21 protein-coding genes are annotated in these 26,543 nt (G+C 57.3%); 2 read left to right on the top strand and 19 right to left on the bottom strand.

Translation table 11 applies throughout. The annotated features are described in order from the left end of the window. Nucleotides 1–2: 2 nt before the first annotated feature. From PPGU16_RS43220 to PPGU16_RS30130, 6 genes are all read right to left on the bottom strand, one after another. Nucleotides 3–479, bottom strand: coding sequence for a PAAR domain-containing protein (locus PPGU16_RS43220; RefSeq protein WP_345961194.1), 477 nt, complete (start codon nt 477–479; stop codon nt 3–5). Nucleotides 480–1,562: 1,083 nt separating this feature from the next. Next, nucleotides 1,563–2,090 carry a hypothetical protein gene (locus tag PPGU16_RS30150; RefSeq protein WP_180726399.1) on the bottom strand — a complete coding sequence of 176 codons (528 nt, stop codon included), beginning with the start codon at nt 2,088–2,090 and terminating at the stop codon, nt 1,563–1,565. A 718-nt stretch (nt 2,091–2,808) separates the two neighbouring features. After that, nucleotides 2,809–2,991, bottom strand: a complete 183-nt coding sequence (locus PPGU16_RS30145) for a CPCC family cysteine-rich protein (protein ID WP_243460725.1) — start codon at nt 2,989–2,991, stop codon at nt 2,809–2,811. A 1,132-nt stretch (nt 2,992–4,123) separates the two neighbouring features. Continuing rightward, on the bottom strand, nt 4,124–5,452 hold the full coding sequence (locus PPGU16_RS30140; protein WP_180726398.1) for a dicarboxylate/amino acid:cation symporter: 1,329 nt from the start codon (nt 5,450–5,452) through the stop codon (nt 4,124–4,126). A 205-nt stretch (nt 5,453–5,657) separates the two neighbouring features. Beyond that, a complete protein-coding gene (locus PPGU16_RS30135) occupies nt 5,658–6,524 on the bottom strand; it encodes a type 1 glutamine amidotransferase domain-containing protein (protein ID WP_180726397.1) in 867 nt (288 codons plus the stop codon). A gap of 32 nt (nt 6,525–6,556) precedes the next feature. Then, nucleotides 6,557–7,366: an SDR family NAD(P)-dependent oxidoreductase gene (locus tag PPGU16_RS30130; RefSeq protein WP_180726396.1), complete on the bottom strand. Its 810-nt coding sequence runs from the start codon at nt 7,364–7,366 to the stop codon at nt 6,557–6,559. Between the two features lie 179 nt (nt 7,367–7,545). Between PPGU16_RS30130 and PPGU16_RS30125 the strand changes: the two genes are divergently transcribed. Next, complete coding sequence (locus PPGU16_RS30125; protein WP_180726395.1) at nt 7,546–8,493, top strand: GlxA family transcriptional regulator; 948 nt, start codon at nt 7,546–7,548, stop codon at nt 8,491–8,493. A 12-nt stretch (nt 8,494–8,505) separates the two neighbouring features. On the opposite strand, the gene PPGU16_RS30120 is transcribed toward PPGU16_RS30125, so the two are convergent. Together PPGU16_RS30120 and PPGU16_RS30115 are read right to left on the bottom strand one after the other, a co-directional pair. Next, nucleotides 8,506–8,901, bottom strand: a complete 396-nt coding sequence (locus PPGU16_RS30120; protein WP_180726394.1) for a tautomerase family protein — start codon at nt 8,899–8,901, stop codon at nt 8,506–8,508. Nucleotides 8,902–9,114: 213 nt separating this feature from the next. After that, complete coding sequence (locus tag PPGU16_RS30115) at nt 9,115–10,446, bottom strand: leucine-rich repeat-containing protein kinase family protein (RefSeq protein WP_274599996.1); 1,332 nt, start codon at nt 10,444–10,446, stop codon at nt 9,115–9,117. Nucleotides 10,447–10,792: 346 nt separating this feature from the next. On the opposite strand from PPGU16_RS30115, the gene PPGU16_RS30110 reads away from it, so the two are divergent. After that, the gene (locus PPGU16_RS30110; RefSeq protein ID WP_180726393.1) at nt 10,793–11,743 is read left to right on the top strand and encodes a glycosyltransferase; all 951 of its coding nucleotides are present in this window, start codon (nt 10,793–10,795) and stop codon (nt 11,741–11,743) included. Between the two features lie 19 nt (nt 11,744–11,762). Here PPGU16_RS30110 and rfbB read toward each other — a convergent pair whose 3' ends face one another. The 11 genes from rfbB to gmd all read right to left on the bottom strand — a co-directional run bounded on the left by rfbB (nt 11,763) and on the right by gmd (nt 26,523). Beyond that, complete coding sequence (rfbB, locus tag PPGU16_RS30105) at nt 11,763–12,824, bottom strand: dTDP-glucose 4,6-dehydratase (RefSeq protein WP_180726392.1); 1,062 nt, start codon at nt 12,822–12,824, stop codon at nt 11,763–11,765. 72 nt (nt 12,825–12,896) lie between these two features. Next, nucleotides 12,897–13,850, bottom strand: coding sequence for a glucose-1-phosphate thymidylyltransferase RfbA (gene rfbA / locus PPGU16_RS30100; RefSeq protein WP_180726391.1), 954 nt, complete (start codon nt 13,848–13,850; stop codon nt 12,897–12,899). Nucleotides 13,851–13,977: 127 nt separating this feature from the next. After that, nucleotides 13,978–15,150 carry a glycosyltransferase family 4 protein gene (locus PPGU16_RS30095; RefSeq protein ID WP_180726390.1) on the bottom strand — a complete coding sequence of 391 codons (1,173 nt, stop codon included), beginning with the start codon at nt 15,148–15,150 and terminating at the stop codon, nt 13,978–13,980. Next, a complete protein-coding gene (locus tag PPGU16_RS30090; protein WP_180726389.1) occupies nt 15,147–16,451 on the bottom strand; it encodes an oligosaccharide flippase family protein in 1,305 nt (434 codons plus the stop codon). Before PPGU16_RS30090 ends, PPGU16_RS30095 begins: the two co-directional genes overlap by 4 nt. Beyond that, a complete protein-coding gene (locus PPGU16_RS30085; protein WP_180726388.1) occupies nt 16,399–17,334 on the bottom strand; it encodes a glycosyltransferase family 2 protein in 936 nt (311 codons plus the stop codon). The genes PPGU16_RS30090 and PPGU16_RS30085 overlap by 53 nt, the downstream gene beginning before the upstream one ends. A 156-nt stretch (nt 17,335–17,490) precedes the next feature. Next, a complete protein-coding gene (locus tag PPGU16_RS30080; protein WP_180726387.1) occupies nt 17,491–18,702 on the bottom strand; it encodes a flippase in 1,212 nt (403 codons plus the stop codon). Between the two features lie 24 nt (nt 18,703–18,726). After that, a complete protein-coding gene (locus tag PPGU16_RS30075) occupies nt 18,727–20,394 on the bottom strand; it encodes a glycoside hydrolase 5 family protein (RefSeq protein WP_180726386.1) in 1,668 nt (555 codons plus the stop codon). A gap of 56 nt (nt 20,395–20,450) precedes the next feature. Further along, on the bottom strand, nt 20,451–21,653 hold the full coding sequence (locus tag PPGU16_RS30070; RefSeq protein ID WP_243460724.1) for a hypothetical protein: 1,203 nt from the start codon (nt 21,651–21,653) through the stop codon (nt 20,451–20,453). 36 nt (nt 21,654–21,689) lie between these two features. Beyond that, nucleotides 21,690–22,871 carry a glycosyltransferase family 4 protein gene (locus PPGU16_RS30065; protein ID WP_180726385.1) on the bottom strand — a complete coding sequence of 394 codons (1,182 nt, stop codon included), beginning with the start codon at nt 22,869–22,871 and terminating at the stop codon, nt 21,690–21,692. A 51-nt stretch (nt 22,872–22,922) separates the two neighbouring features. Next, nucleotides 22,923–25,346 carry a polysaccharide biosynthesis tyrosine autokinase gene (locus PPGU16_RS30060; protein ID WP_243460723.1) on the bottom strand — a complete coding sequence of 808 codons (2,424 nt, stop codon included), beginning with the start codon at nt 25,344–25,346 and terminating at the stop codon, nt 22,923–22,925. 142 nt (nt 25,347–25,488) lie between these two features. Beyond that, a complete protein-coding gene (gmd, locus tag PPGU16_RS30055; protein WP_180726384.1) occupies nt 25,489–26,523 on the bottom strand; it encodes a GDP-mannose 4,6-dehydratase in 1,035 nt (344 codons plus the stop codon). Between the last annotated feature and the right edge of the window lie 20 nt (nt 26,524–26,543).

Raw genomic sequence — 26,543 nt, 5'->3', positions numbered from 1 at the left:
GGCTATGTGCGCCATGCGACAAGTTGAAGATTCGGATAGTCAGTGAGAGAAAGAGCTTCTGTTGATCCACCTGTCAATTGTGCGACATCACCGAGACTCGATCCGTTGCTTATCAGCTTATAGGCCATTCCCCGAACCGGTTCGCCGGTATCAGTGTGTTTGAAGATAAAGATCTGTTCAAGATCATCGTCTGAACTGATGTGTTCCGGCAGGTTATCTGCCCCAAACCCTCCTGTTGCTTCCCCGACTGCGCCACTCGTGTGTTCGAGCATATGATTGCTTTGTGACGCAATGAGCGTCGCTCCGCAAGATGTCTTCATGCCATGAATAGCGACTGCAACTCCTCGAATCGAGAAACTATCTACACCTCCTACGATGTAGTGCCTGCCGCTGCATTTCGGGCAGGTGACCGCATGTCCAACACCGGCGGCCGGCCGTCCATCGATCTGAAAAAAAGGAAAATCCCTCGACGACTTCACCCCCATGATCCGTTTTGTCGCCTACCCGTATGGTCGATCCATTTGTCATTTCGGTATTACGCCAGATGAACGCTAAACGCGTTGATGCTAACAAATAAATGATGACCGACGCAATGCGATAGAGCGCTCAGAATGCAGAACTAGAGTTTGGTTCAAATAGCACTCCCAGCAGCGTCATGCCATTAGCATAATGCGTAACAAGTAGCGTTCTTCAAAAGCCAGATCCCAACGATTGACAGGAAGTCGCGCTGATCAATTCGCGCGCTCGTTCGACAGCCTCAAGAACGACGAGTTTGAACCGGCGATAAAGCCCGGAACTTGTCAATAAGTTACCCAAGCCTCTGAGCCGTTGAACCCATCCCCCTCTTGTTCGCACGTTGCGTCTAAAATTAGCGGGCACTCGATACGGGAATGATAGACGTATCGCGGCAAAACGAAATATCTGGAATTCGATAATCGTCGTCAGCCTTTCAAATTTATTATCCATCCAACTGGGGGCAATGAAGGTCCAACATTCTGACCTTACGAACAAGCTGCCCTATGCATAGCCGGGAAACGGGCGCCTGGCTATATCAACAACGTGATATGAATCTCCGTGCGGAGGTTCACCTTCATATCCCAGTGTGATTTCATAGCTGCGATCAGGCGGGATCAGCACATAGTCGCCCATGCTTGCCCAATGGCAAAGGTGATCCACCGCAAATTGAATGTTGCAAGGTTCCATCCGCCCGCTTTCCGTCGCAAATGAAGTTTGTTCACCCGATTGTCGGCGATTCGCGCCAGTAAGTCGAATGACCGCTGGTGGCCGACCCGGCAGTTCGAAGCTCGCCGATGATCGAGCGGGGGCCGCCCCCCAACTTCCGTAGCCGACCCTTGAGCGGCCAGTGGATGTGCCCGATAACAGATATTCATAACGTTGACTACTACAACGCCCCACGCCAGCCGCCCGCATAGTCTCGGTCAGCCTTGTCGTAGTCGGAAGCTGTTCTGGATTGACCTACCCGAGGCGCGACAACCTGCACTGCATTTCGCGTTCGCCGGGCGTTATACCGCCGCTTATATGAAAGCCGTGAAACATCGACATCAGCGACGTTGGATGGGTATCTCGAAACTGCCACGCCCAATGTTCTCGCTCGCGCTCGCAATCGAGACCTCGACTGCTGGGTCATCAACAGACGCAACGTCAACGATATGATTCAGGCACAACGCCGCCCAGTGTCTATACGGACCGGGAAAGTCCGCACAGGCCCATGATGCTCTCTTGAGATAGTCAAGGTAAGTGGACGACGTATATTCGACGAAAAGTCGACCGACGTGCGTTGAAGTTTCCGGCTCTGGCAAAGCGAAACTTTCATTGAGCACGGAGTAGCCAACGTAGGTGGGCCAAGTCAGCTCAAAGATACGGCATCCCTCGCGATGTTCAATGGCCGTTGCCTGGGTGAGAACATCCTTCACAGGTTTGAACGATTCAGAGTCCAGAATCGCGCTTGGTATTTGACCTCCGCTAGTTGCCTCAAGGATTCGCACTGATAGTCCGTTCTCGGCAGGCTCAAACAACCTGTCGAGATAGAGGTATTCGCAGTCTGCAAAAATATCTGTCAGGTGGGACATCGTTCATTGTTCTACTTGGCCCGCGTGGTGCCATTGTCGACGATATTCCTCCCGCCGTCGAACGGCCGATTCTGGCCGCACACAGTCCCACGCGTCGGTCCATGTTGGTCGCCCCCGGGCTCGCGCTTCATGCAACAGGCACAATCGACCCGGAGCGGTCTCTCAACAGACTCCAAAGCAGTCAGTCACGCGCGAACAATTCGAGCTGCGGGTTGAGTATTTGCAGGACGTCAACAACACCTACAACTCTTGAACCTTCGGCTACCTCAACACGTCGACCGATCCAAAACGTGTGTGGATATGCCTCGGGCGATAAAAGCCAGACCTCCGCCTTACGTTGCTGCCCCGTGCAAACGCCGGTTGCGTCCACGAACTCATGATGTGCAGATGACCAGTAACCAGTGCGCACCTTGTAGATTGGGCGATAACCTGAAATAACCTCCTTCGACGCGCCATCTGATCTCCGTGCCGTCAGAGCGAAATTCACAATCAGGTCCGGTGGACGGGGCGGGCGGGTCATATTCTTACGTGCGGTAGCTGAGGGCCGTGGAGTCCCGATTGTCAACGACTTTGCTCATCGCGTCGAGCGTCGCTTCATAGCCGGCTGCTGCCCGATGCAATCGGCTCAGATCGACCCTGAGCGGTCGTTGGCAGATTGGGAAAGCGGCCGCTGAAGCTGTTCTCTTGCACTTTTGCTCGGGCCTTAGAGCAAGATAGGCTAGACCACATCTGGCATCTCGTGAGGCAATGGTGATCGAACGTGCAGAAGGTCCTGTCTGCGAGAAGCGCCAAATGCTCGGTAGTTCGCTCGCCCCTCTGTAAGGCTCAAATCGCCATTGGGTCCGCCGAGCACTTCATCCGCGTCATCATCGTCCTGCCCGTCGTCTTCCCAGAAGCACACGGCGCATATTTCATAGCCGCCACGCTCGCTGAGCGTCTTGAATCCGCAACAAGGGCATCGGAGAGGAAGATCGCGAATAGGAGTCGTGCGGTTCGATTGAAATGAGAGCGTCGATGGCTTTGCGGCAAGTAGTCGGTCTGTACAGCCGGCAGAGGTGGCCCTATTGTTGACGATCTAGGCACAGACGTCGAGTGGCCGAAACTGGCCGCACACGGAAATTTGCCGATCAACCTGATTGAACACGTTTCACTACTGAACGCTCGCCCGTCTTCGCGCAGAATGCTATTCGCTGTGGGAATCTGCAGCACTAGCCCGATGTCCGTGGCATGGCGGGGAATTTCCCAATCGTAACGAAGATCTCATCTGAATCTTCACCGGAAACGACATTTGCTCTGGTTGCCTCGCCGGGAAAACGTTGGTCGATTCTATCGTTCCATAATTGGGCGATGAATACCGCTAGTTCTCTCGCCTTATCAAGAGCGGATTCCGTCGAAAATTCCTGTTAGCTCCACCATATTGATCCACGCCTGAGCCTCGCCTCGTTGCATTCCATCGTTTCGATAGCGTTGGTATCTATTCTCATCAAACCATTCTGATAGAACAATAACGCCGTCGAACATGACCATCTCTGGGGCAAACAAATGACCCATGCAAATGGCAAAGTCCCTGGCAAGGAGACAGCTTTAGAAACCGCATGTATGAAGTCTAAAACCGAGAATCGGCCGTCGTTTGCTGCAACGAATTCGTCGTATTTCCAGTTCCCAATCGTCATGCCGCTCTAGCCATGTAGTCTCACCTGGTCTGGTCGGTCTCTTACGCGTTTGCGAAAAGATGCAAGGGGCTTCATAGGGAGATTGCTTTCTGATGGTTTTCACTGCTTTCGAACCGTCGTTTGGCACCTAGCGCTTGCGATTGTCGACGATCTGCCCCGCTCTGTCGAATGACTGATAGTGGCCGCTCTGGCTCGGCCGGTGTCGCGCGCAGAAAATGTCTATGGCCTGACAGAAGGAGAAGGCGCTCGCCGAGCTGGAAGATTCCACCAACGATCGCATTGCTTGCTCGTATGTGTAGCGTCAGGCTTTCAAACCAGATCGGGACCCCGTTTCCGCGCCGGAAAATCCCTGACTCGAAATCAATGCACCTTGCTTTCGACAGATTGTGGCCCATTCAGCGTTACCGATCCATCAATCGAGATGCGTTGATCCCGCTCTCCGTAGAGCACCGCGTGCATCTGCGACCGATCGAGTTCCCCCTCCCACGCCGACACCACGACCACCGCTACTGCATTACCAATGATATTCACCAGCGAGCGGCATTCAGCCATGAAGCGATCGATACCCAGGATGAGCACCATGGCTGCCACAGGAACGGTAGGCACAACCGCAAGACTTGCCGCAAGAGCAACGAAACCTGCGCCGACAACCGCACTCGATCCTTTGGACGTGAGCATGGTGACAGCCAGCAGCGTCAGTTCCTGACCGGTCGTCAGATGGATGTTCGTCGCCTGGGCAAGGAACAGCACCGCGAGCGTCATATAAATGTTGGCGCCGTCGAGGTTGAACGAGTACCCGGTCGGCACGACCAGACCAACCACCGCTTTCGCACAGCCCAGTCTTTCCAGCTTCTCCATCAATTGAGGAAGCGCGGCTTCGGACGTGCTCGTTCCGAGCACGATCAACAATTCTTCCTTCAGATAGGCGAGAAGCCTGAATACGCTGAACCCCGCCATCCTGGCGACAGTCCCGAGCACCACTGCAACAAAGATGAACGCTGTCGCGTAGAACGTCAGGATCAGCTTGAAGAGGGGTATCAATGATGCAATACCGTACTTCCCAACGGTGAACGATATCGCACCAAATGCGCCCACAGGTGCAGCTTTCGTAATGATCTTGACGAAAGAAAAGAACACTGCAGACAGCTTTTCTATCATGGTCGTTACGCCGCTTGCCCGCTCCCCGGCCGCAGAGATCGCAATGCCGAACATGATGGATACGAAAAGGATGGGCAGCGTGTCGCCCTTGGCAAACGCGTCGAAGAACGACACAGGAACGATCCCGAACAGAAAGCCGGTCAGCCCGTCGTGATGCTCCGACTGGCTGACGAAGCCTGCTATCGCGTGTGTGTCCAGCGAAGCGATCGACACATTGAAGCCGTCGCCAGGATGCAGCACATGGCCGGCCAGCAAGCCGATCACCAGAGCAATGGATGACACGAGCTCGAAGTAGACCAGCGCCTTTCCACCGACGCGTCCCACCTTTTTCAGATCGCTCATGCTGCTGATGCCCGTCACCACTGTACAGAAGATCACCGGTCCGATGATCATGCGAATGAGCCTGATGAATACGTCGCCGAGCGGCTTCATTGCGGTCGCGTACTGCGGGTACAGGTGACCTAACAGAACGCCAGCGGCAATTGCCAGCAGAACCTGCACGTATAGAACTTTGTAGAAGGGTTGTCTCATGATCTTTTTCCGTTAGCTCGTGGTCTTCTGTCGCGCCTGATCCAGCGCCAGTACGCCGCCAGAAACCTGTTGCCACTACCTTAGATGACACCGATGCCGTGAACCATGTCGGATAGGCAGGGTTTTCGGGTCATCGGGAAACCCATGAAAAAAGGACTGGATACGACGCATCCAGTCCTTTCACGAACTTGCTGGACAACCGGGATCAGTTCGTGCGCGCTTTCAGTTTCGCCACCAGGACGTCACCAAATTCCGGTGCCGACATCGGCTGCTGACCCGTAATCAGTTCGCGATCGACGACCACGTTGCTGTGCCAGTTCGCGACCGTATCGACATGCGCGCCCGCTTCTGCGAGTGCATTCACCGGGTAGAACTGAACATGGCCGCCGAGACCGTTCGGGCCTTCGAGTTGCTGCTCTTCACCCGTCGAAAACACCGTCATGCGATAACCGGCATACGGCCAGCCTGCAGCGAGCGAATTCGCCTTGCCATCATTGGCGATCATCGATCCGACGAAGGTGTCCGGGTCCTTCAGCGTGGACAGCAGCACGATGGGTCCGTGGCAGATGATTCCAGTCGGACGGCCGCTGTCATGGAAGCTGACCAGGATCTTGCCGAGATTGCGGTCCTTCAGCAGATCCACCATCGGAGCGTGGCCACCCGGGATGAAGAGCCCGACATAGCCGCCTGTTCCCTCGGCGACCACGGAAGCGAGCGTCCTGGGATGCTTCAGCTGCGCAATGCCTTGTGCGTACTTCAATGCGTCAGCGCGCGCTGCATCATCGCCGCCAAAAAACATCTTGTTGTTCGAATTGGCGTCCATGACGGGCATGTCGCCCTTTGGGTTCGCGATGACCGGCTCGTAGCCTGCCTCGACGAGCTTGCGATACGGCACGACGAACTCGTTCAGGTAGTAGCCGGTCTCGTAGTGCTTGCCATCGCGCAGGTCGAGCTCATGCGCGCTCGACATCACGACGAGGACCTTGCCGCGTGACTGTGCCGACGCGCCAACCGGCAATGCAAAGGCAGTGGCCATCGCGAGCGCAGCGGCGCCGAATTTAAAGAGTTTCATGATCAGGTTTTTTGCAATATGGGTTAGCGGACTTACCTGGCGGTCGTGGCGTCCGACGTGTAGCGCGGCGCGGCCTTGGCATTCGCGAACCGGGGAGCCAGCGCGCGACGGTCGGCTTCCCACTTCGTCCAGTCGTCGCCGTCGTGCAGCGTCGGGATGGTCACGAGTTCGCCCTGATCGAGGCCCGCGAGCGCGGCATCCACCAGATCGTCGGCTGTCATCGTGCTCGCGGCTTCCTTTTGCTTCGCATAGCCGGCGACGTCCCAGAACTCGGTTGCCGTCGCTGCCGGCAGCACGGTCTGCACACGCACGCCCTTGCCTGCGAGGTCGCGCTGAAGCGCATGGCCGAAGCTCAGCACGTACGATTTCGAGGCGCTGTACACACCGTTCAGCAGTTCGACTGCAATCCCGACCACCGAGCTGATGTTGATGATCGTGCCCGAGCCCTTGGCGACGAACGCAGGCGCAGCCGCGTAGGTCAGACGCGTCAGTGCCGTGATGTTCAGGTCGATCATCGATTCCATGGAGTCGACGTGGCCGTCGAGAACCGAAGCAACCGAGCCGACGCCCGCGTTGTTCACCAGCATCGTGATGCGCGGGTCTTCGCGAAGCAGGGTCTCGATTGTCGCGAGCGCAGCCTTGTCGTTGAGATCGGCGGCAATCGTTTCGATCGAGCGGCCTGTCTCTCTCGTGAGGCGCTCTGCGAGCGCGTCCAGTCGGCTCTGGTTGCGTGCCACCAGAATGAGGTCGTAGCCGCGCCTGGCGAGTCGGTCAGCGTAGATAGCGCCGATGCCAGCCGATGCGCCCGTGATCAGCGCGAAACCGTTCGTAGAGGAAGTCATTTTCAATCCTTTGAGTGAGTGGTTGAACCAACAGGGCGTCAGTTCATGGAGCGAATTCTGACCTCGGCCGCCCAAGACCTCAATGCCATATATGCAATGATTTCGGTCACACTTTCTCCCACGATGCCGTCTGTTATGTGCTACCTTCAACGAATCAGGCCATGACTCGCGAGGCATCAATGCATACCGTCGGACTTCTCGTCTATCCCAACTTCCAGTCGCTCGCGCTCGCAGTGGCGAGCGTCTTCGAATACGCCAATCTGCTGCGCGGCGAAGCAGCTTACGAATTCAGGATCGTGTCCGAGCACGGTGGACCGATCGCTTCGTCCCAGGGGTTTTCGGTTCATAGCGAACCACTTGCCAAAGAGGGCTACGACACCCTCATCGTGGCGGGCGACAACGAATGCCGCCTTCCTTCGGCTGCGCTGGTGGACTACCTTCGGGAAGCGCCGCGCCAATCGCGACGAATTGCGTCGATCTGTACGGGCGCATTTGTTCTGGCTGCTGCAGGTCTGCTGGAAGGAAAGCGTGCAACGACACACTGGTTCCACGCGCGTGACTTCCAGAAGCAGTATCCGAACGTACAGCTCGAAGAAGACCGCATCTTCGTCGTGGATGGACAGATCTGGACGTCGGCCGGCATGAGCGCCGGCGTGGATCTCGCGCTTGCGATCGTCGAAAACGACTTCGGGCTGGACACGTCGCGCATGGTTGCGCGCAAGCTGGTGCTTTATCAGCGTCGCGGTGGCGGTCAGTCGCAGTTTTCGGCGCTGCTGGAGATGAGCGCCCGTTCAGACCGCGTTCAGATGGCACTCGCCTACGCGAGCGAAAACCTGGCAAGCGATTTGTCGGTTGAGCGGCTGGCCGAAGCGGCACGGCTCAGTCCGCGTCAGTTCAGCCGCGTGTTTCGTGAGGAAACCGGGCAATCGCCCGCGAAGGCAGTCGAGCGGCTTCGCGTTGAAGCCGCCCGTCTGATGATGGAAACGACCCGTCACCCGATCGAGATCGTCGCGAGAGAGACAGGCTTTGGTGACCGGGAGCGGATGCGTCAGGCGTTTCTGCGTGCATTCGGTCAGCCACCGCAAACCATACAGCGGGCGTCGGGTGTCACGCCCCTTGCGCTGTAAGCGCAGTTCGCCTCACTGCTCGTCCGGCGTCCACTCCGGGCTATAACCGCCCAGCGCCGGGTGATACATCTCATCCCCGGAATGCTGGGTGAATTCGACGTTGAGCCGGTCTTCACGCAGGCCGAGAATGTCGATGCAGTGCGCGCACAGCGCTTTGGCCACGTCCATACGCAGTTCGGGCGTCCTGCCCTTTCTGATGTCCAGCATCATGACCGCGACCGGGGTGGGCTCTTCGCCGGCTTCGGGAATCCGCCAGACACCGCCGTCTCCCAGCTCTCGAATCGCGACGCTGATACGCCTGATGTCGACCGACATCATTCGCGCGTACGTCTCGCTCATCTTCAACGCCAGGCGCCGCTTGTCTTCCACTGAATAGTGGTCGTTTACGTCCAGTTGCAGGTAGGGCATGGTCGTCACACTCCTTGAAAGCCCCATTTTTTCACTGGACGCGGAGCCTCTTCAATGTCAGATGCGCAAGGTTTCCGGACACACTCGTGATCGCGTGGGCTTGTTTTGCGTCGTCGAACAGCGATTACTATAGATCGCGACGGACTCGCCCGCTGAATGCCTCCACGGGCGGATGGCCCCGTTATCCAACGATCGCAGTGCCGTCTGCTCCGCTCAAACGCTCAGCGCAGACAGCCGCTCGACAATCTCATCGAAGGAAGGCCGCATTTCGACGCGCTCGTGGAAACAGTCTTCGATCAGCCCAGCGAACCCGGCGGCGAGGTCATCGGCCTCTCCGGCCAATCGTTGCGCGAGTTCTTCGAGCAGGCAGCCGAACGCGCGCACCTCGATCCGCTCGAGCGACGGCGCCAGCGCGCGATCATCGATATCGTGGCACGATGCCGCGCCGAAGTCGCCGAGCAACACGTGCCCCGCGCCGTCATGCAGGATGTTGTGCGCGTAGAGATCGCCATGCATGATCCCGCGCCGATGCAGATGCTGTGCCGCCGATGCGATCCCGCTCGCGATATGCAACGCAACCGCCTTGTCGAACCTCACGTCGTCTGCATAGACGTCCCGTGTACAGGAGGCGAGGCTCGGAGGCCCGGCGAGATTGCTGAACGCCGGATGGATCAACTTCATCACGAGGCCGTGTTCGTCGAGCGGATGACCCGCGATCTTGCCGAGCACCGGGATGAGATTCGGGTGCTGACCGGCTTGCAGACAGGCGGCCATTTCGAGTTCCGGCAAACCATCGCTCGTTATCGCGCCCTTGAACAGCTTGACGGCGACCGCCTCGACGGGATGCCCGTCGCTCAGCAGACGCGTCGCGCGATGAGTCACGCCGGATGCACCCTCCCCGAGCGTCTGTCCGAGCGCGAGCGTATGCCAGTCGATGTCCGGCACTGGCGCATCGGCCAGCGCCACCTGTTCGCGCGCGGCGTTCAGCGGATTGCCTGCGTAGGCGAGCCACGTGAGCCGCGGCAGACGTAACAGCCAGTCGGGCAAGGCATCGAGCCGGTTCGCGGAAATGCGCAGCAGTTCGAGGCGGCTGCAAGCGGCCATCGTCTCGGGGAGCGACCGCAGCCGGTTGCCGGCAAGCATCAGCTTCTGCAAATTCGGACGCTCGCCGATTTCCGCGGGCAGTGTTTCGATATCGTTATCGGTGAGGATAAGCCAGCGCAATTGGGGTGGCAGCGCGCGCCCCGAAACGTGCCGGATGCGATTCGCCTTGAAGCCGACCATGCTCAGCGATTCGCAATCGCCGAGCACGGCTGGCAACTCGGTGAACAGGTTATTCGAGGCGAACAGGACGCGCAGGTGGCGCAGCTTCGGCAAATCATCCGGCAGCGATGTGAGCGCATTGCCCGACAGGTCGAGCACCTCCAGGGTGTCGGCGAGGTCGAAGATCTCGCGTGGCATGTCGGTCAACCCGCAGGCGAGCTTGATCTGTCGCGCACCGGCGAGTTGCCCGGCACGCAAGTCTTCGAGGGTAGCAGTCTTCACATGTAGATTGAATCGGAGAATGGCGGGGAGTCGCAAGCGCGCAGTGCAGCATCGGCTAGTCGTCGCGCTTTGTCTGGCCTCTATTCTATCGGGCGAAGCGCACGATCAGGCGTCCGGGCTCCGTCAACGAGTGACCGGTTGTGGGCGGTCGTGGGAGAGGAACGCCTGTTCGGTATCTCGGCAACGCGAACAGTTAACGGTTGAACTATCCCACAAAGCAGCGTTGCAAACTGGTTTCGATGACGCGAAACGTCGACAGCTTGTCGGATCCCATGTCCTGCTCGTGGATTAGTGTCGAACCGTCATGTTTTTTAATGGTGACGTAAAGCTCGCAAGGATCGAAGATATGAGCCATGAACCGACCACCCAGCCTCTGGTGAGCGTTTATCTCCCGACGAAAAACCGTTTGCCGCTTCTAAAAAGGGCAATCACATCGGTCTTGAACCAAACTTATCCGAACGTGGAACTCGTCGTCGCGGATGACGGATCGACAGACGGCACGCGTGACTTTTTGCGCGAACTCGCCGCGTCGGGAAAATGCGTGGCCGTCTTTTTGCCGGCGAGCATAGGCGCATGCGCAGCGAGAAATGCAGCAATCTCGCGCTCGACTGGCCCGTTTCTCACGGGTCTCGACGATGACGATTATTTTCTCCCTGAACGGATCGAGTGTTTTGTGCGTTACTGGCATCACCTTTCCGTGCATGGACAAACGGAGCGCATCGCGGGCCTTTTCGACTCGTCGCGCTGGATCGGCCCCTCGACGGAACAGACACTCTTCGACCGTGGATGCGTGCAGCCACGCGATCTGGCAACCGCGTGCGCGACCGGAACACAGGTCTTCACGACTCGGGAAAGATTTATCGACGCGGGTCTCTTCGACGACTCGATGCAGATCTGGCAGGACTGGGATCTTTGGCTAAGGATCGCGCAACGGCACGGTCAGTTCATTGGCATGCGCAAACGCACGTATGTGATCGACACGACACACGACAGCTTACGGATTTCCCACAAGCCCGAGTCGGTTGTGCGCCCCGCCGCGCAGATGTTTGCGTTAAAGCACCACGCTTCGTCGCCAATTCAGCGAATCAGGGTACTCGCCGTATTGGCGGATTATCCTCAGGTACGCCTGGGTTTGCTGGAACTCACAGGGCTACTTGTATTCGGACGCGGGAAGGCTGTCGGCAAATATCTACTGCGACGTACTTTTGGCGCGGACCGTCTCGACAGCGTGCGTCGGCGACTTCCTGACTGGTCTCATTTCCTGACGAAAATAAGGCTCAGTGGAATGCGCCGTTGAAGACCACGAACTAACCCGTCTATGCGCTTATCCGTTCGTCTGCATCTACCAGGCTCAGGTACTCTCCCGAACTCACGTCACTGACCCAGTCCGGATGATCGAGATACCAGTGAACCGTCTTTTCAAGCCCCGTCTCGAACGTTTCTTCCGGCTTCCAGCCCAGTTCGTGCTTCAGCTTGTGCGCGTCGATTGCGTATCGGCGGTCGTGCCCGGGACGATCGGGAACAGACGCAATCTGCTCGAAGTATGAGCCTGATGTTTTTGGCCGGAGCGCATCGAGTAGTCGGCATAGCGCACGCACCACATCGATATTCGCAACCTCGTTGAAACCGCCGATATTGTAGCTTTCTCCCAGCTTGCCTTTCGCGAGTACGGCACGAATCGCAGAACAGTGATCCCCGACATAGACCCAGTCCCTTACATTCTTCCCATCTCCGTAAATGGGAAGTGGCCTGCCGGCCAGCGCACTCGTTAGCATCAGCGGAATCAGCTTTTCAGGGAACTGATACGGACCGTAGTTGTTCGAGCAATGCGTCGTGAGCGTCGGCAGGCCGTATGTGTGGTGCCACGCGCGCACCAGATGATCTGAACTTGCCTTCGACGCAGAGTAAGGACTATTCGGCGCGTACGGATTGGTCTCGGTAAATGGCGGCGCAAACGGCGACAGTGAGCCGAACACTTCATCCGTCGAAACATGCAGAAACCGGAAGGCCGATCGCTCCGAAGCTGGCAGGTCTTGCCAGTAATGGCGCACCGCTTCGAGCAGCATGAACGTGCCGACCACATTGGTCCGCACGAAATCGGCCGGACCGCGAATCGAACGGTCTACATGACTCTCGGCTGCGAAGTGAACGACCGCGCGCGGTTGATACTTTTCGAAAAGCAGATCCATTGCATCGCGGTCGCAAATGTCTTCGCGCACGAAGATATGACTGGGATCGCCACGCAATGACCTTAGCGTGCCCAGATTACCTGCATACGTGAGCTTGTCGACGTTGACGACCGTTTCATCCACCGCGTTCAACCAGTCGATGACAAAGTTCGCGCCAATAAAGCCCGCTCCACCCGTTACCAGAATCATGGTCGCCTCATCAAGCGTTAGTCCGTATGCAACACCCGTTGACAACGGCCTCGCAGGGTATTCGCTTCACGTTCAGGAAACGCGCCGGATGCGTCCGCCCTGGTAATCCGCAACCACCGGTTCGATGCCCGACTCCATGGACGGCCCCACGACACGATCCTGCGCGATGTCCGACAGGTACTTGCCGTAGGCCGTTTTGGACAACGGCCTCGCAAGCGCCTGCAACGCGTCACCGTCGATCCACTGCATGCGAAAAGCGATTTCCTCTGGGCATGCGACCATCATCCCCTGTCGCTTTTGCAGGGTCGCGATAAACGTCGCCGCGTCGATTAGCGAATCGTGCGTGCCCGTGTCAAGCCATGCATAGCCCCGCCCCATGATTTCGACGTGCAATTGCTGCTGCCGCAAGTAATGTACGTTGACATCAGTGATTTCCAGTTCACCGCGCGCGGACGGATTGATGTCGGCAGCAATGTCGCAAACCTGCCTGTCATAGAAGTAAAGCCCCGTCACCGCATAGCTCGAACGCGGCCTCATCGGCTTCTCTTCAATCGAAACCGCCTTGAACTCCGGGTCGAACTCGACAACGCCGTAACGTTCTGGATCATTCACATGATAGGCAAACACGGTCGCACCGTCGGTGCGTTGACTAGCATGATCCAGCTGCTTCACCAGATCATTTCCATAGAAAATGTTGTCGCCTAGAACCAGCGCGGAGGCGTCGTTGCCAACGAATGCGCGGCCGATGATAAACGCCTGCGCGATCCCTCCCGGCGAAGGCTGAACCGCATACTGTACGTTCATGCCCCACCGTTCTCCGTCACCGAGAAGCGCCTGGAAACGCGGCACATCCTGCGGAGTCGAGATGATGAGCACGTCGCGAATGCCTGCCATCATCAGCGTGCTGAGCGGATAGTAGATCATTGGCTTGTCGTAGACGGGCAAAAGCTGTTTCGAAACCGAATGCGTCACCGGATACAGGCGCGTGCCCGACCCGCCAGCGAGGATAATTCCTTTTCTGGCCATGAGTTCTCTCCTCAGTTTCATTGAGTTCGAATCTTAGATCCGCCGTTTTAGATGAAACGCGCCGTGTCGTGAATGTTCGATAGCTTGTCGGAATTACCTGCGCGCTGAGACGCGTGCCGCGTTCACATCAACTGCCAGCCGCGTGCTGGTCAAATGAACCACATTCGCCATTGACATGTAGCTGAATACGACGCTGCAGGATTGGAATGAGATACTCCCACGTCATCCGGCTCGCGCAAAACGCCTGTTGCCTCGCGCTCATCCCTTCGATGTCGATGTCCCCATCGATGATCGCCTGAAAAGCGTTGCGAAATCCGCGCACGCTTGCGTCCCTGACGATTGTTCCAAGTCGTCCATTCTCCGTGACTTCGCGCGCGCCACCGATATCGGTCGTCAAGATGTAGTTGCCGAAGTAAGCCGCCTCGGGCAGCACCAACGGAAAACCTTCCCATCTCGAAGTCAGGCAAAAGACACTTGCCTTTGCATAGAGATCGTAGACATGAGCCTTATCGAGTGGGCCGGTAAGTTCGATTGCCGAAGCCAGTTCGGGCCGCTTCCTGAATAATTCATCAATCAGCTTCTGGAAATCAGGCTCTACCGGCCCCGCGAACACGAGTCGCCATCCGTCAAGCCGCTCCAGTTCGCAAAAGGCGTTGAGCGCGAGCTCGTTGTTCTTCTGCTCTGCGCCAATACGACCGACGCAGAGAATGATCTTCTCGCGCGCTTCGACTCTCGATACCGACGCTGTGTTTTCCGCCCAGATCCCATTTGGCAGGAAAAACACGTTTCGTTGCAGCGCTGGTTCGTAAGATCGCAGATGCTCGAAGACATTCGAGGTCTCGGCCGAAATAACATCGAGTCGCTTCGCTATGAACAGCCATGTTTTCAGCTTGAATGCCCGGAGCCCATGAGGTCGCGCGGTGACGTTCTCGATGACGCGCTGATCCATGTCCAGCTTGAGATAACGCGTCACATCCGGACGAATCAGCTTCAGGATCTCGAAGAAGAGCAAATGCGCAAGCTTCAGATGATAAAGATTGACGATCTTTACCTCCTTGTTAGTCCACAAGTACTTTAGCGCCTTGGCATAAAACTCCGCCGTGGAACCTGCTTCTAACCCGACAAGCATCAAGTCGTCAGCGAGTTCTGCCGGCACGGTAAGAGGGACTTTCCGGCGACGATACACAATAATCGATGTCCGCCCGAATTTCAGTCTTGAATAAAGCGCTGGAACGCAGCCGACGTCCTTATAGAAATGGACATCTTCGAAGTCGTGGAATACCGTAGCAAATCTGTTCATTGCTTCACCATAGAAAGTCCAGACCGGCCTTTGTGAAGATACAGCATCACGCTAACGCCGATCGTTTCGCCGACTAACAGACCAACCAACGCCGAGACGAACCCCAATCTTTGAAACAGTGCGAGAAGCATAACGATGCTTACTATCGCAACGAACGAGTTCGACACCGTAGTGAACCGTTCGCAATTCAGCGGTATGCTGATCTGGGTATCGATATAGACAGCGACGGCGGTCACCGCGAAAATCGCCGCGAGCAGAGCCATATGTTCGCTTGCGGGTTCGAACTTCGGACCTGCCAACAGCCGTACGAGTGGCGCGCCGAGCAGCCACATACCCAGTGTCGCTGCCACGACAGCCGCACCACATGCGGGCGTCATTTTCCTGATCCAGACACTGCCCTTTCCATGAGCGAAAGCATCGACGGCTCGCGGCATCAAGGCACGGCTGGCGGAAGCTACGACCATATTTGCGATTCCCATGATCTGCTTGCAGACGTTCAGGTACGACAGATTTTCCTTGGTCGAAAGCATACCCATCAAGAATTGATCCGCGAACTGATACACCGACCCGATGGTGGCATTCGTCAAAAAGTAGCGGGCGCCGCCAATTCTTTTGTAAGCGTGACGATCGAACGAAAGAGGATGTCGCCTGAAAACAAAAATGAACGAAACAAGATTCGGCAGCACCACGAAGACTGCCGAAATGCCTGCGTAGACCGTTACGTCCTCTTTGGTCTTGACGAAGACGAAAAGGGCCGCGAGCGCGGCGAGACGCAGTACCAACGTCCTCCAGAAGAAAACATCCATCCGGTCAGTGACGTAAAAAAACCAGTCGACATTCAGACATGAAAAAGCCGTCACAGCAAGGTAGATCCAGAAGATCGTGCCCGACCCACGCTCTATGACCAATGAAATGACGACCGCATGAAGCACCGTCGCCGCGATGGCCATGACGATTTGCAGCGAAACCAGACTGGAAAGCTCGCGATCGCCGCATCCGGCACCGGATATCACGCTACGCGAATACTGCCGGGCGCAGTAGCCCGACAGGCCTAGCACCAGCACGCTCGTGATCCAGGTCGATATGATCGATGCATATACCGCGAGACCGTATGCGCCGGGACCCAGAACGCGAAGCACATACGGCATCGTAACCAGAGGGCCCAGCAGCCCCGCGACGTTGGCGAGTACCGAGTAACTCACGCCGCGCAGCATCTGCCACACGCGAAAGCCGGTTCCATCTCGTATCTCATCGTGCACGTCCAGCCTCGCCAGGTCGTTGCAGCTTGCCTTGAAGGCCATGCACGAAGCCCTTGCAAGTCGCAAAAACACCTGCAAAGTTATTTCTGCCTATGCGCTTGACTACTCTTCCGCCAAGCGAAATCGTCAATGGGACCAGCCAATAGTGTCTGAAGTGCTCGCGAACGAATATCACCGATGCACGGGAGAAGAGATAGTCGAACAAAACACTTCCCTTTCCCACGGTCGTAGACTCCGCATGATAGATAATCGAGTCTTCAGCAAATGCCAGCGCCCACTTGTCGCGACGCAACCGCGCACAATAATCGGCATCTTCCCAATACAGAAAATAGTCTTCGCGAAACGGGCCAACGCTTTTCAGTGCGTCCCAGCGAATCAGAAAACTAGCGCCACAAATGTAATCCAATCGCTTGCGGGCCTGCTCGATGGTCAGATTTTTGGTGGTGCCGGTGATCGAATTGATCACGCCACCTCCCGCGCTTATGATCGAGTTCGAATGCATGTGAACGATTTTCGAGCCGACTGCCCCGACCTTCTTTTCTCCCTCAGCGAGGGCAACCAGCCTCAGCAACGCATCCTGATGCACGATTGCATCGTTGTTGAGTAGCCAGACGTAGGCCGGAGGATCGCTTTCAAGCCCGGCGATAGCAAGATTGCAAGCCCGGGCGAAGCCCAGATTTTCCGTCGACCTGACTATCGTGACGGGCTGCGTTGCGTCCTTGAGACGATCATAGGATTCGGCGCTCGATGCGTTATCGACAACAATGACCAGAAAGTTGTCGTAGACCATATCGAACAGCGAATCCACGCATCTGAGCGTCATCTCCGCATTCTTGTAGTTGACGAGAATGACAGTGACGCGGGGAGACGCGCCATGCATACGCGACGTTGCGTCGATGTTGACTGAAGTTTCGGAAATCGTCATTTCGATCCACCTGATTTAAAGGCTGCTTCATCCATCGACTCGCAACGACGATACGGAACGTGACCCGCAGCGCCGCGCTCACATGCCCAATCACCAACGCCGTCGCTCTTGACCGCACGCGTCAGCGGCTTGCAAATCAACTGCACGACGCCTTCCCTACAGCGCAAAGATCATTGCCGCGGCGATTGCCGCTTCCGTCAGCAATGCGGCAGCGGCCGCCCCGGATGCGCCAAACGGGCTTGCCAGTCCACCAATCAACGTGATGTTCAACAATCCGGACGACAGCACGATTACACTGAATCGACTCTTCATACCAAGAGAGAGCATGGTCTGCACGCCAAAGACATTGTTCAGTCCCGCAAGAAAAGGAAGAAACGCAATCCAGCGAAGCACGTCGACCATCGGCAGAAAATGAACCCCGTAGAGGATATTCACGACATAGGGTGCACTCACAAAAATGATCGTCGAAATGAACAGCATGATTGCGCCTTGCGCCACCAGCAATTTGCGCAGAAAGATCATTGCGTCCTCTCTCGCCTGATGCACCAGCCGGCTGATCCGCGGATAAGCCACACTGGCCAGAGGCGACATCGCGCTTAGCGCCGCCTTGATCAGCTTGTCGGCTGCTGCAAAGTAGCCGGCCTCGACATTGCCGGCCACAAGACCCAACACCACCGTATTCGTGTATGCATAGAAGCTGACGGAAAAAGTAGCGACAAACAACTGCCAACCAGCACGCAATGCGGCTACGATCTCAGAGACCGAGGTTCGGACAAATGCCACTTCGCGCCGCCAAAAGAGGCAGCCGAGGACCACAATGCTGGTCAACAAAGGAACAGCGCTATTGATCCCGATCGCCCATCCAATATCCTCCTTTGAATGCACCAACAGAAGCATTGCGGGCAGACTCAGCACCCGCCCCGTAAAGGCCGTGATACTCGACACGACAAGGTTCTCGGTACCCTGCATGTACCAGTCCGGATTCAAACTTGCACCAAGCACGGCACCGTATCCGATCATCAGTAGCGTTCGATCTTCCGAAACACGCGTCACGATGTGGCTTAGAGCCAGAAGTACGACAAAGCCGATCGCCGCAATCACAAGCTGAGTGCAAAGCGTCGTCCAGAATATTTGCGAGCGCCTGGCGCGATCGCCACGGTGGATCGAAACCTGTGGCGTCACACTTAGCCTGAAACCGTACTGGGCGAAAGCGATGAAGTACATTGTGATCGCCATCACCACGCTGAAGCGGCCGTATCCCTCCGGCGTCAAAACGCGCGTCTGCCACGGAACGAGTACCAGCGGCACCACATATGTCGAAACCTGCACGGACATCAGAAAAGCAAAGTTCTTCTTGACCGAGGTCATCGAAGCTCCAGGTCGCCTCTGCGCTCAACGCGCAACGGCCTTGGGCAACAGGTAAGCCGGCAACGGCCCGAGCGTCCACTTGAAGTCCGAGGCCGCAACCGTGACGGGCGACTCGACACCTTGCCAGTCACGTTGCACGTAATCGCCGGCGGGCACATGCACTGACACCACGCGCCCAACCGACTGCGTAGTCCACCCGACGATTACGGGACTTGATTTCCCGTACTGATAGATCTTCACATCGGCGTCATCGACCAATGCGCTATTCCAGCTGCGGCTACCCAGCGTCGCAGAGAGGGTTGCAGCAGCAACATAGGCAGGCTTCGGCGACAGATCGTTTTTCAACATGCCGAAGTTGTCTTCGCGGTTCGATTCATCGCGGCCATCGTCGACAAAGTCATACCAGAACATCGCATTGACGCCGCCGTAGCGCCTCGAAAGCAGATAGCTTCTGACCAGATTCGCCGCCTGGGAGGCGTCATTGAGCCCGTCCGACGCCGGCCTGGAAGGCCATCCCAGTTCTGTGATCCACAGCTGGACTCGCCGTCCGCCGGCTTTTGGATTCTGATCGAGCAACTGATGCAGATAAGGCCAGACCGTCGGGATGCTGACCGATGAGACGGCTCCACCCGCGGTTGGATATCCCGTCTCTGGAATGTGGGGCGACATATAAGGGTGAACACTGACCGCGTCCTGGTATTCAAGCGCGCCGTCTTTGACCGTTGCCAGGAAGCAGTCTCCGCCAGGGCCGCCGCCCGCACCGCCGCCACCGCACGCGATCACGGTCGCGTCGGGGTTACGTTGCTTGATTTGACCGTAGACCGCTTTCAACAGGGCCACGTAATCGGGGTAACCGATCTGCGCAAACGCCGGTTCATTCCATATCTCCCAATACTTCACCTTTGCTCCATAACGGCGAACCACTTCATCCACATAGCGGACAAAGCGCTGACGCCCCTCCGCCGTTTGAGGAAAACTCTGCCCGCCCTTGAAGTACTCGGGGTAGACCTTCTCGTTGCCATAAGCCAGAACGACGAGCGGTGAGATCCCGAACTTCGACGTAGCGTTTATGTATTCGTCGTAGCTGCTGGGGAATGCAAACGCGCCCGGCTTCTGCTCGATCCGGTCCCAGTAGATCTCGTCGCGGATCCATGAAAAGCCTGCTGCCTTGACGAGGGGCAACACGATGTCCGGTGAACCTTTACCCTGCGCGAAATGCGTCACGACGCCGAAGTCGGAAAACGGTGGCGTGTTGCGCGGGACAATCGCCGCGATGTTGATGCGCTTCGACGCGACTGTCTCGCCTCCCGATGCAATCAGCTTCGCATCGACGGCAAACAGACCAGCTCGCGGAATCTTGATGTTGACTGACTGGTCGGCACCCTGCGGCGTGAATCTGATCGACTGCCGGTATGAGGCGATCGGGTCGCCCAGAAGCACTCCATCGCGATCGTAAGGAACGAGTGCGACGACAAGCGTGCCACTACCCGCTTGCGTCTGAGGCGGTGTTCCGAACAGGATCTTCATGTTTCCCGGCCCGCGCGCAATCAGCGATCCCGGTGGATTCTTCACATCGAGCGTCGCCTCGGCGCCTCGCGCAATCGGCAAACCCGCGAACACGATCGCGACGAGTGAAAGCAGGATGGATCGCCTTGACGCGCTCCGGAAGTTCGAAATCCAGCCCAACAGCATGAACCCTCCTTGCGAATCGATAACAGCCGCCACCATGAAAGACGCACGCGGAATCGCTATTCCGTTTGAGGCATGTTCTGTCGCGAGATCCCGCGACTTGCTGCGCCGTAAGGCCACAATCGAGGCGGCGGACGTTCGGCAGCCCGTCGCTTCGCGCTGTACGCGGCGAATCTCGGCCAATAACAGATCAGATAGGCGAGCGGCACAAACGAAGTCACGGTCGTGACACTCACGGTCGCGGTCAACAACAGGAACAGCAGGATCACAAAACCATCGCTGGCGGTGAACGCAATGACGCCAAACAGGATCAACGCGCTGAACAGTCCCATCTCGGCGACGTTTGCAGGCAGCCCGGCGAAGGTCACGCCAGCGCCCTGGATGTCTCGCTCGATGAGATGCACATAAGGCAGATAACGGTAGTTCGCTATGAGGTCGTGTGCATTGATGCCGCCAACGATGTCTTCCAGACGTGCATCGAACATGAAAGCGTAGCCGCCCAACCGATGCCCGAACGTATCCGAATAGAAGAAGTTGAAACGCGCCAGATACACCGCCACCAACGTCAAACAGGCGATGAATGCGATCAGTACGACAAGCGGATGAACGGTCCGGATGCGCTTGCGCATCGGATACAACGCGGCGAAGATCAGAAACACGAAAGAAGATTTCGAAAAGCTGATGAATAGACCAATGCAATACATCAGGATCATCTTCCGGCTCGCCGTGCCCCTTACGACGTCGGCGACAAACGATGCCACCAGCAGGGACGAGAAAAACCCCGCTTCGCGCGAGAAACCCGCCACGCGTGAAAAGTAGAAGATCTCGTAGAAGTTGGTGTTGGAGTCGGTTGCATAATCGCCCCACAGCATTTTTGACAGATTATTGGGTCCGAGCTGGATCGAAAGGTCGTAGTCGACATAAAAAAGGACGAACTGGACGAGGGCGAACAATACGTTGATCGTCATCCACTGGTGCAGGCAATCCAGCCCGCGCTCCGATGTGTACAACAGATAACCGACGCACGCAGCGATCGAAAGCACCCGGACTGCCACTGACGGTGAACCCATCAGGCTCACCAGCACCGCGATGCCGAGCGGTGTGCTCCACTTGCGAAATGTACTGCCGACGAACCGCAGGAATCCCGGATCCAGAAACGGAATAAGAACGTATATATAAAGGGTGACACCCGACACCTGCGGATTGAAGATCACGCAGGTGAAGAACATATAAAACAGAACGGATATCATCCTTGCGTACATCGACCTCTCCGTCAAAGCACCCCTGATTCGAACGGTCTAGCGTGCGCGTCCGATCGTGTCCAGCAGACGACTGGCGGACATCGACCAACGGTATTGACTCGCGTGGCGGTAGCCTCGCGCTCGGTAGCGCTCGCGCAACGCATCGTCGTTGATCATCATCGTCATTTTTTCGGCGATGTCTTCGACCGAATAGGCATCGCAATACAGGGCGGCGTCGCCGCATACTTCGGGCAGCGACGCCTCGCGCGACACGATGACGGGACAACTGCAATACATCGCTTCCAGAGGAGGAAGGCCGAACCCTTCGTATAAGGACGGAAAGACAAAGAAAGTGGCATTCTCATACAGTGCCTTCAACTCGCTATCCTCTACGTATCCCGCCCAGACAACCTTTTTCGCCGCGTCTTTTTCAGAGGTGTCTCCACCGAAAATGCGGACGTTTTTTCCTCCAGCCACCACGAATCTGAAATCGTCGGGCAGTTCGAGCTGCTCGATCGCGGCCAGCACGCGCGCGTGATTCTTTCCGCCGGCAAGACTGCCGACAGCCAGCCCATAACGGCCTTTCTTCAGGTTCAGACGCGAGATCACGCCAGTGTCACTTTCGATGCGGTCGAGATGATCCACCCCCAGCTTGACGACTGACACCTTGGAATCCGGCACGGAAAGCACGGCGCGGATTCTCGACTTGGAGAATTCGGAAACGGTCACGATGTGTCGGGCATTGAGCTTCAGCGAGAAGAACACGAAGCGATACCACCAGCGGAACTTGCGCGAATAGCCCGCAGGCACGTCGTACACCGCCATGTCGTAAATCATGACGATATGGCGTCGCTTGATGACAGGTCCGACATTGCACAGACTGACGAGAACACGACGTCCTGCCGCAAACGGCAATGCGAGTTGCTCCCAAAGTGGCCCCTTGAACCACGAAGAGACGGAGCGCGTTTTGAATGGTGCCGCCGTCGAGCCTGCGTCGGCCTGGACGATCACCGAGAAGCGTCGGCGGTTCGTCTCTAGCCCCTGAAGCGCTGAAGCGAATTCGTAGGCGCAACGCTGAACCCCCGTCATGCGCTGACTCATGAATTTGCCATTGATGACGAAGTCGACGTCCAGCGCATCGACATCGTTCGCAATGTCAGTTTCGACCCGCTCGGACAGCACGCTTCCCGGAACCGCAGAAAGCGTCGCGGAATCAGATTGATGTGGCGTATCGATCATCGCTTTCCTTCCTCGTTCAACTGTGCAGATGGACGCGAACAGGACCCAGCGCTATGCGCTGCGTTGCGTGTGGCTTGCCGGTGCGGCGTAGGCACTGGCGTATGCGTGCCAGCGCTTTTCACTTCGCCGTTGCGGCATGGCATTGAAGACAGCACCGATCAACCTTGCTCCGGCACGATCGAGGCGTCTCAAGGTCTCCTCCAGTTCGGACTGGGTCTGCACGTTCGGTCGAAGCACGAGCAACGTAGAAGCTGCATGCGCAGCAAGAATGTTGGCGTCCGTCACGGCAAGAACGGGTGGCGTGTCGACGATCACGAGGTCGAACTGTTCGCTGACGATCTGAAACAGGGTTCGCATGCGCTGCGTCGCCAGTAACGCCGATGGATTGGGCGGGTACAGTCCCGTCGCGAGCAATGACAAACCGTCGATACAGGTGGGCTGGATCGCATGCGACGCGACGATATGCCCAGCCAGCACCTCCGCCAGACCATTCGATGCGGGAAGTCCAAAATGGGAAGCCAGGACGCCCCTGCGCATGTCCGCATCGATGAGCAAAACCCGCTTGCCGGTCTCGCTAGCCAGCACCGCGAGATTCGCCGAGACGAAACTCTTGCCCGTGCCCGGCGTCGCTCCCGTCACGAGGAGAATGTTGTTGGGCGCAACGGCCACGGCGCACTCCAGCGCGGTTCGCACGTCACGCAACTGTTCCATCGACAGATCGGCGGGCCGATGCGTGGCCAGACACACTGCCGTCGTATGCCTTTTTCTCGCCGGCCAGGATGAGTCGGTGTGACCCGGAGTGTCGCGTGACACGGGCTGGTCGTGCGCCCCGACATCTGTCGCCGCGCGTCCGTGCGATGTGCCTGGCGGATCGGTGATGCCCCTGACAGTGCCCAGTGCCGCACCGTGCGCGTGGGTTCGCGCATCCGTGTGCGTCTCGAGCGAGGGCATGTGGCCGACGGCATAGTCGAGTCGCGCCTGCTCGTGGCTCAGGCGGATCGCGCCGAATACGGGCAGGCGCAGACGGCGCTCGACAGATAGCGGCTCTCGCACGCCATTGAAATACTGTTGCCGCACGAATACGAACAACACGCCGAGAATCACACCCGCACCGGCGCCCGAAGCGATAATCAGAGGCCGATTTGGCTTGACGGGCTTCGACGGCCAAAGCGGCGTGTCGACGATATGGACGTTGCCGAGCGTCCCTGCTCGCGTCACATCCAGTTCGTGCGACTTGTTGAGCATCGCAAGATAGATGTCATTGGACGCCTTTACGTCGCGTGTCAGATCGGCCGTGGTTCGCACTGCGAGCGGCAGGTTGACAAAGCGCGACTCGAACGCTGCCTTCTCATTCTCGAGTTGCTTGAGCTGCTCGTCGGACGTTCTCACCTGGTTGCTGTCAGGTGTGAACTGCTGCAGCAGCCGGGTGCGTTGCAGTCTCACTGTCGCGATTTCCCGCGAGAAATCCAGACTACCCTGCAAATACATCGTGCTCTCAGGGTCAGGCTTGATGCTTCCGACTTTCGTCTGGTAGTCACTCAGTCTGACTTCGGCCTCCTTCAACTCCTCGCGCAATCTCGGCAGTTCGCCGTCCACGAATGCAAGGGTCTCGCTCGCTTCTTCGCGGCGTTGCGCGATATGCGATGCAATATAGGTTTTGGCGATTGCATCGGTCACGCGCATCGCAACAGTGGGACTGCTGCTTTCGTAAAGGATCTGAATGACACCCGTATCCTTGCCCAACTCCATCACCTGCAACTGACGATGAATACGTGCAATCGCGTCGACGTCACTGTATCGCACGAGCGTGAAGCGGGTACCGGGTCGGGCCACCAGACGATCGATCGTGATCGACACACCATCGCCGGATGCGGGCACGCCCACGGAACCCATCAGGAGCGGACGGCCGTTCTGGTCATCCAGCCTGTATCGCCCGCCTTCGAGCGCGAGCATTTCGAGTGGCTCATTCTCCAGATCGCGCGGTACCCGCAGTGACGCAAGATCGACGATCTCTCCGCCCCATGCAAACGAGCGCAGGCCGAGAATGGGCGACACCGGCTCTCCACGCGTCGCGAACAGGCCGGTTATATCGGCGAGCAACGGCACCCTGCGCGGTGTCACGGACGTGTTCAGTCTGAACTGGTCGATTACCGGCAACAGTACATTGCGGCTCTGTACCATTTCGATTTCGACGTCGGTTGGCAACTTGAGCGGAACCGGCTGCGCTACCTGCTGCGCCTGCAATGCAAGGCCGAGTCCATTCGGGTTGGGCAAGTCCACTCGCAGCACCGCGTTGGCGTCGTACATCGGAGTGGCGAGAAACGCGTGCGAAATCGACGCCAGCAGTACGAGCAAGGCAATCGAGGTCACAACCCAGATGTTGTCGATGATCAGCCGGCCCAGATCTCCCGCGACGAATGCGTCTTCATCGCCGCGCCCTGTCTCGGACTTCATCCCAATGTTCTTTACGCTCAAGGGTCCACTCCTTCAGAATGAAACTTCTTGTTTGCGTATCCCGCTCGTGCCCCGCCGGCATCACCGATGAGACGCGATGCCGCGAGATCAGGTACGGACATCGCAATTAACGCAGTGCCCGACTCAATACGCTGCGGGACGGTCAGACCAGGATGCCTTTTTCGTTGCGTGCGATATCCGCGTCGACCATCATCTTGCATAGCTCTTCAAGCGAGGTCTTAGACTCCCAGCCCAGTTTTTCTCTGGCCTTGCCTGGGTCGCCGACCAGAAGATCGCCTTCGGCGGGACGATAGAACTTCGGATTGACGCGCACCCTGACCGTGCCGTTCGATATGTCGAGGCCTTCTTCCTGCGTGCCGGAACCACGCCATTCGAGCTGCGTTCCTACCGCTCTGAAAGCCATCGTGACGAAGCGGCGCACTGTCTCCGTGCGGTTGGTTGCAAGCACGAATGTTTCCGGTTCGTCGAGCTGGAGCATGCGCCACATGCCATGCACGTATTCCTTGGCGAATCCCCAATCGCGTTTGACATCGAGATTCCCGAGTTCGAGTACGTCCTGCTTGCCGAGTTTGATCTTCGCGACGGCATCTGTGATTTTTCGCGTGACGAATTCGCGTCCCCGCAGCGGCGATTCGTGGTTGTACAAAATACCGGGAGACGCAAAGATGTTGTAGGACTCGCGATAGTTGATCGTGAGCCAATGTGCGTATAGCTTCGCAACGCCATACGGATTGCGTGGATAGAACGGCGTTTCTTCGTTTTGAGGGGCCGCCCTTACCTTTCCGAACATCTCGGAAGTGGAGGCCTGGTAATAGCGGATGGAAGAGTCCAGCGTCCGGATCGATTCCAGCAGATGAAGCGCTCCCGATCCTGTGATCGTCGAGGTGGTGACGGGTTGATCGAACGACGCGCTAACAACACTTTGCGCGGCAAGGTTGTAGATCTCACGCGGCTTTGTTCTCTCAATCAACCGTATCGTTTCGTCGAGATCGGTCAGGTCGCATTCCACGAGGTGCAGATTGGGATGACTCAATACGCCAAGCTCTTCCATGCGCCAGAAATTGGCTTTGCTCGTACGGCGATAAGTGCCGAACACCTGATAGCCCCGTTCGAGCAGAAGTTGTGCGAGGTAAGCGCCATCTTGTCCAGTGATGCCCGTAATGAATGCGTTCGTCAATTTCCTCTCCTTTGCCGCAA

Source organism: Paraburkholderia largidicola (genome assembly GCF_013426895.1).
Taxonomy (GTDB): domain Bacteria; phylum Pseudomonadota; class Gammaproteobacteria; order Burkholderiales; family Burkholderiaceae; genus Paraburkholderia; species Paraburkholderia largidicola.
This window is presented reverse-complemented; position numbering and strand designations above follow the sequence as displayed.

Excerpts from the sequence above, each read along its gene's own strand:
- PPGU16_RS30150 (WP_180726399.1), bottom strand. The coding sequence starts at position 2,090 with ATGTCCCACCTGACAGATATTTTTGCAGACTGCGAATACCTCTATCTC.
- PPGU16_RS30140 (WP_180726398.1), bottom strand. The coding sequence starts at position 5,452 with ATGAGACAACCCTTCTACAAAGTTCTATACGTGCAGGTTCTGCTGGCA.
- PPGU16_RS30135 (WP_180726397.1), bottom strand. The coding sequence starts at position 6,524 with ATGAAACTCTTTAAATTCGGCGCCGCTGCGCTCGCGATGGCCACTGCC.
- PPGU16_RS30130 (WP_180726396.1), bottom strand. The coding sequence starts at position 7,366 with ATGACTTCCTCTACGAACGGTTTCGCGCTGATCACGGGCGCATCGGCT.
- PPGU16_RS30125 (WP_180726395.1), top strand. The coding sequence starts at position 7,546 with ATGCATACCGTCGGACTTCTCGTCTATCCCAACTTCCAGTCGCTCGCG.
- PPGU16_RS30120 (WP_180726394.1), bottom strand. The coding sequence starts at position 8,901 with ATGCCCTACCTGCAACTGGACGTAAACGACCACTATTCAGTGGAAGAC.
- PPGU16_RS30110 (WP_180726393.1), top strand. The coding sequence starts at position 10,793 with ATGAGCCATGAACCGACCACCCAGCCTCTGGTGAGCGTTTATCTCCCG.
- rfbB (WP_180726392.1), bottom strand. The coding sequence starts at position 12,824 with ATGATTCTGGTAACGGGTGGAGCGGGCTTTATTGGCGCGAACTTTGTC.
- rfbA (WP_180726391.1), bottom strand. The coding sequence starts at position 13,850 with ATGGCCAGAAAAGGAATTATCCTCGCTGGCGGGTCGGGCACGCGCCTG.
- PPGU16_RS30095 (WP_180726390.1), bottom strand. The coding sequence starts at position 15,150 with ATGAACAGATTTGCTACGGTATTCCACGACTTCGAAGATGTCCATTTC.
- PPGU16_RS30090 (WP_180726389.1), bottom strand. The coding sequence starts at position 16,451 with ATGGCCTTCAAGGCAAGCTGCAACGACCTGGCGAGGCTGGACGTGCAC.
- PPGU16_RS30085 (WP_180726388.1), bottom strand. The coding sequence starts at position 17,334 with ATGACGATTTCCGAAACTTCAGTCAACATCGACGCAACGTCGCGTATG.
- PPGU16_RS30080 (WP_180726387.1), bottom strand. The coding sequence starts at position 18,702 with ATGACCTCGGTCAAGAAGAACTTTGCTTTTCTGATGTCCGTGCAGGTT.
- PPGU16_RS30075 (WP_180726386.1), bottom strand. The coding sequence starts at position 20,394 with ATGCTGTTGGGCTGGATTTCGAACTTCCGGAGCGCGTCAAGGCGATCC.
- PPGU16_RS30070 (WP_243460724.1), bottom strand. The coding sequence starts at position 21,653 with ATGTACGCAAGGATGATATCCGTTCTGTTTTATATGTTCTTCACCTGC.
- PPGU16_RS30065 (WP_180726385.1), bottom strand. The coding sequence starts at position 22,871 with ATGATCGATACGCCACATCAATCTGATTCCGCGACGCTTTCTGCGGTT.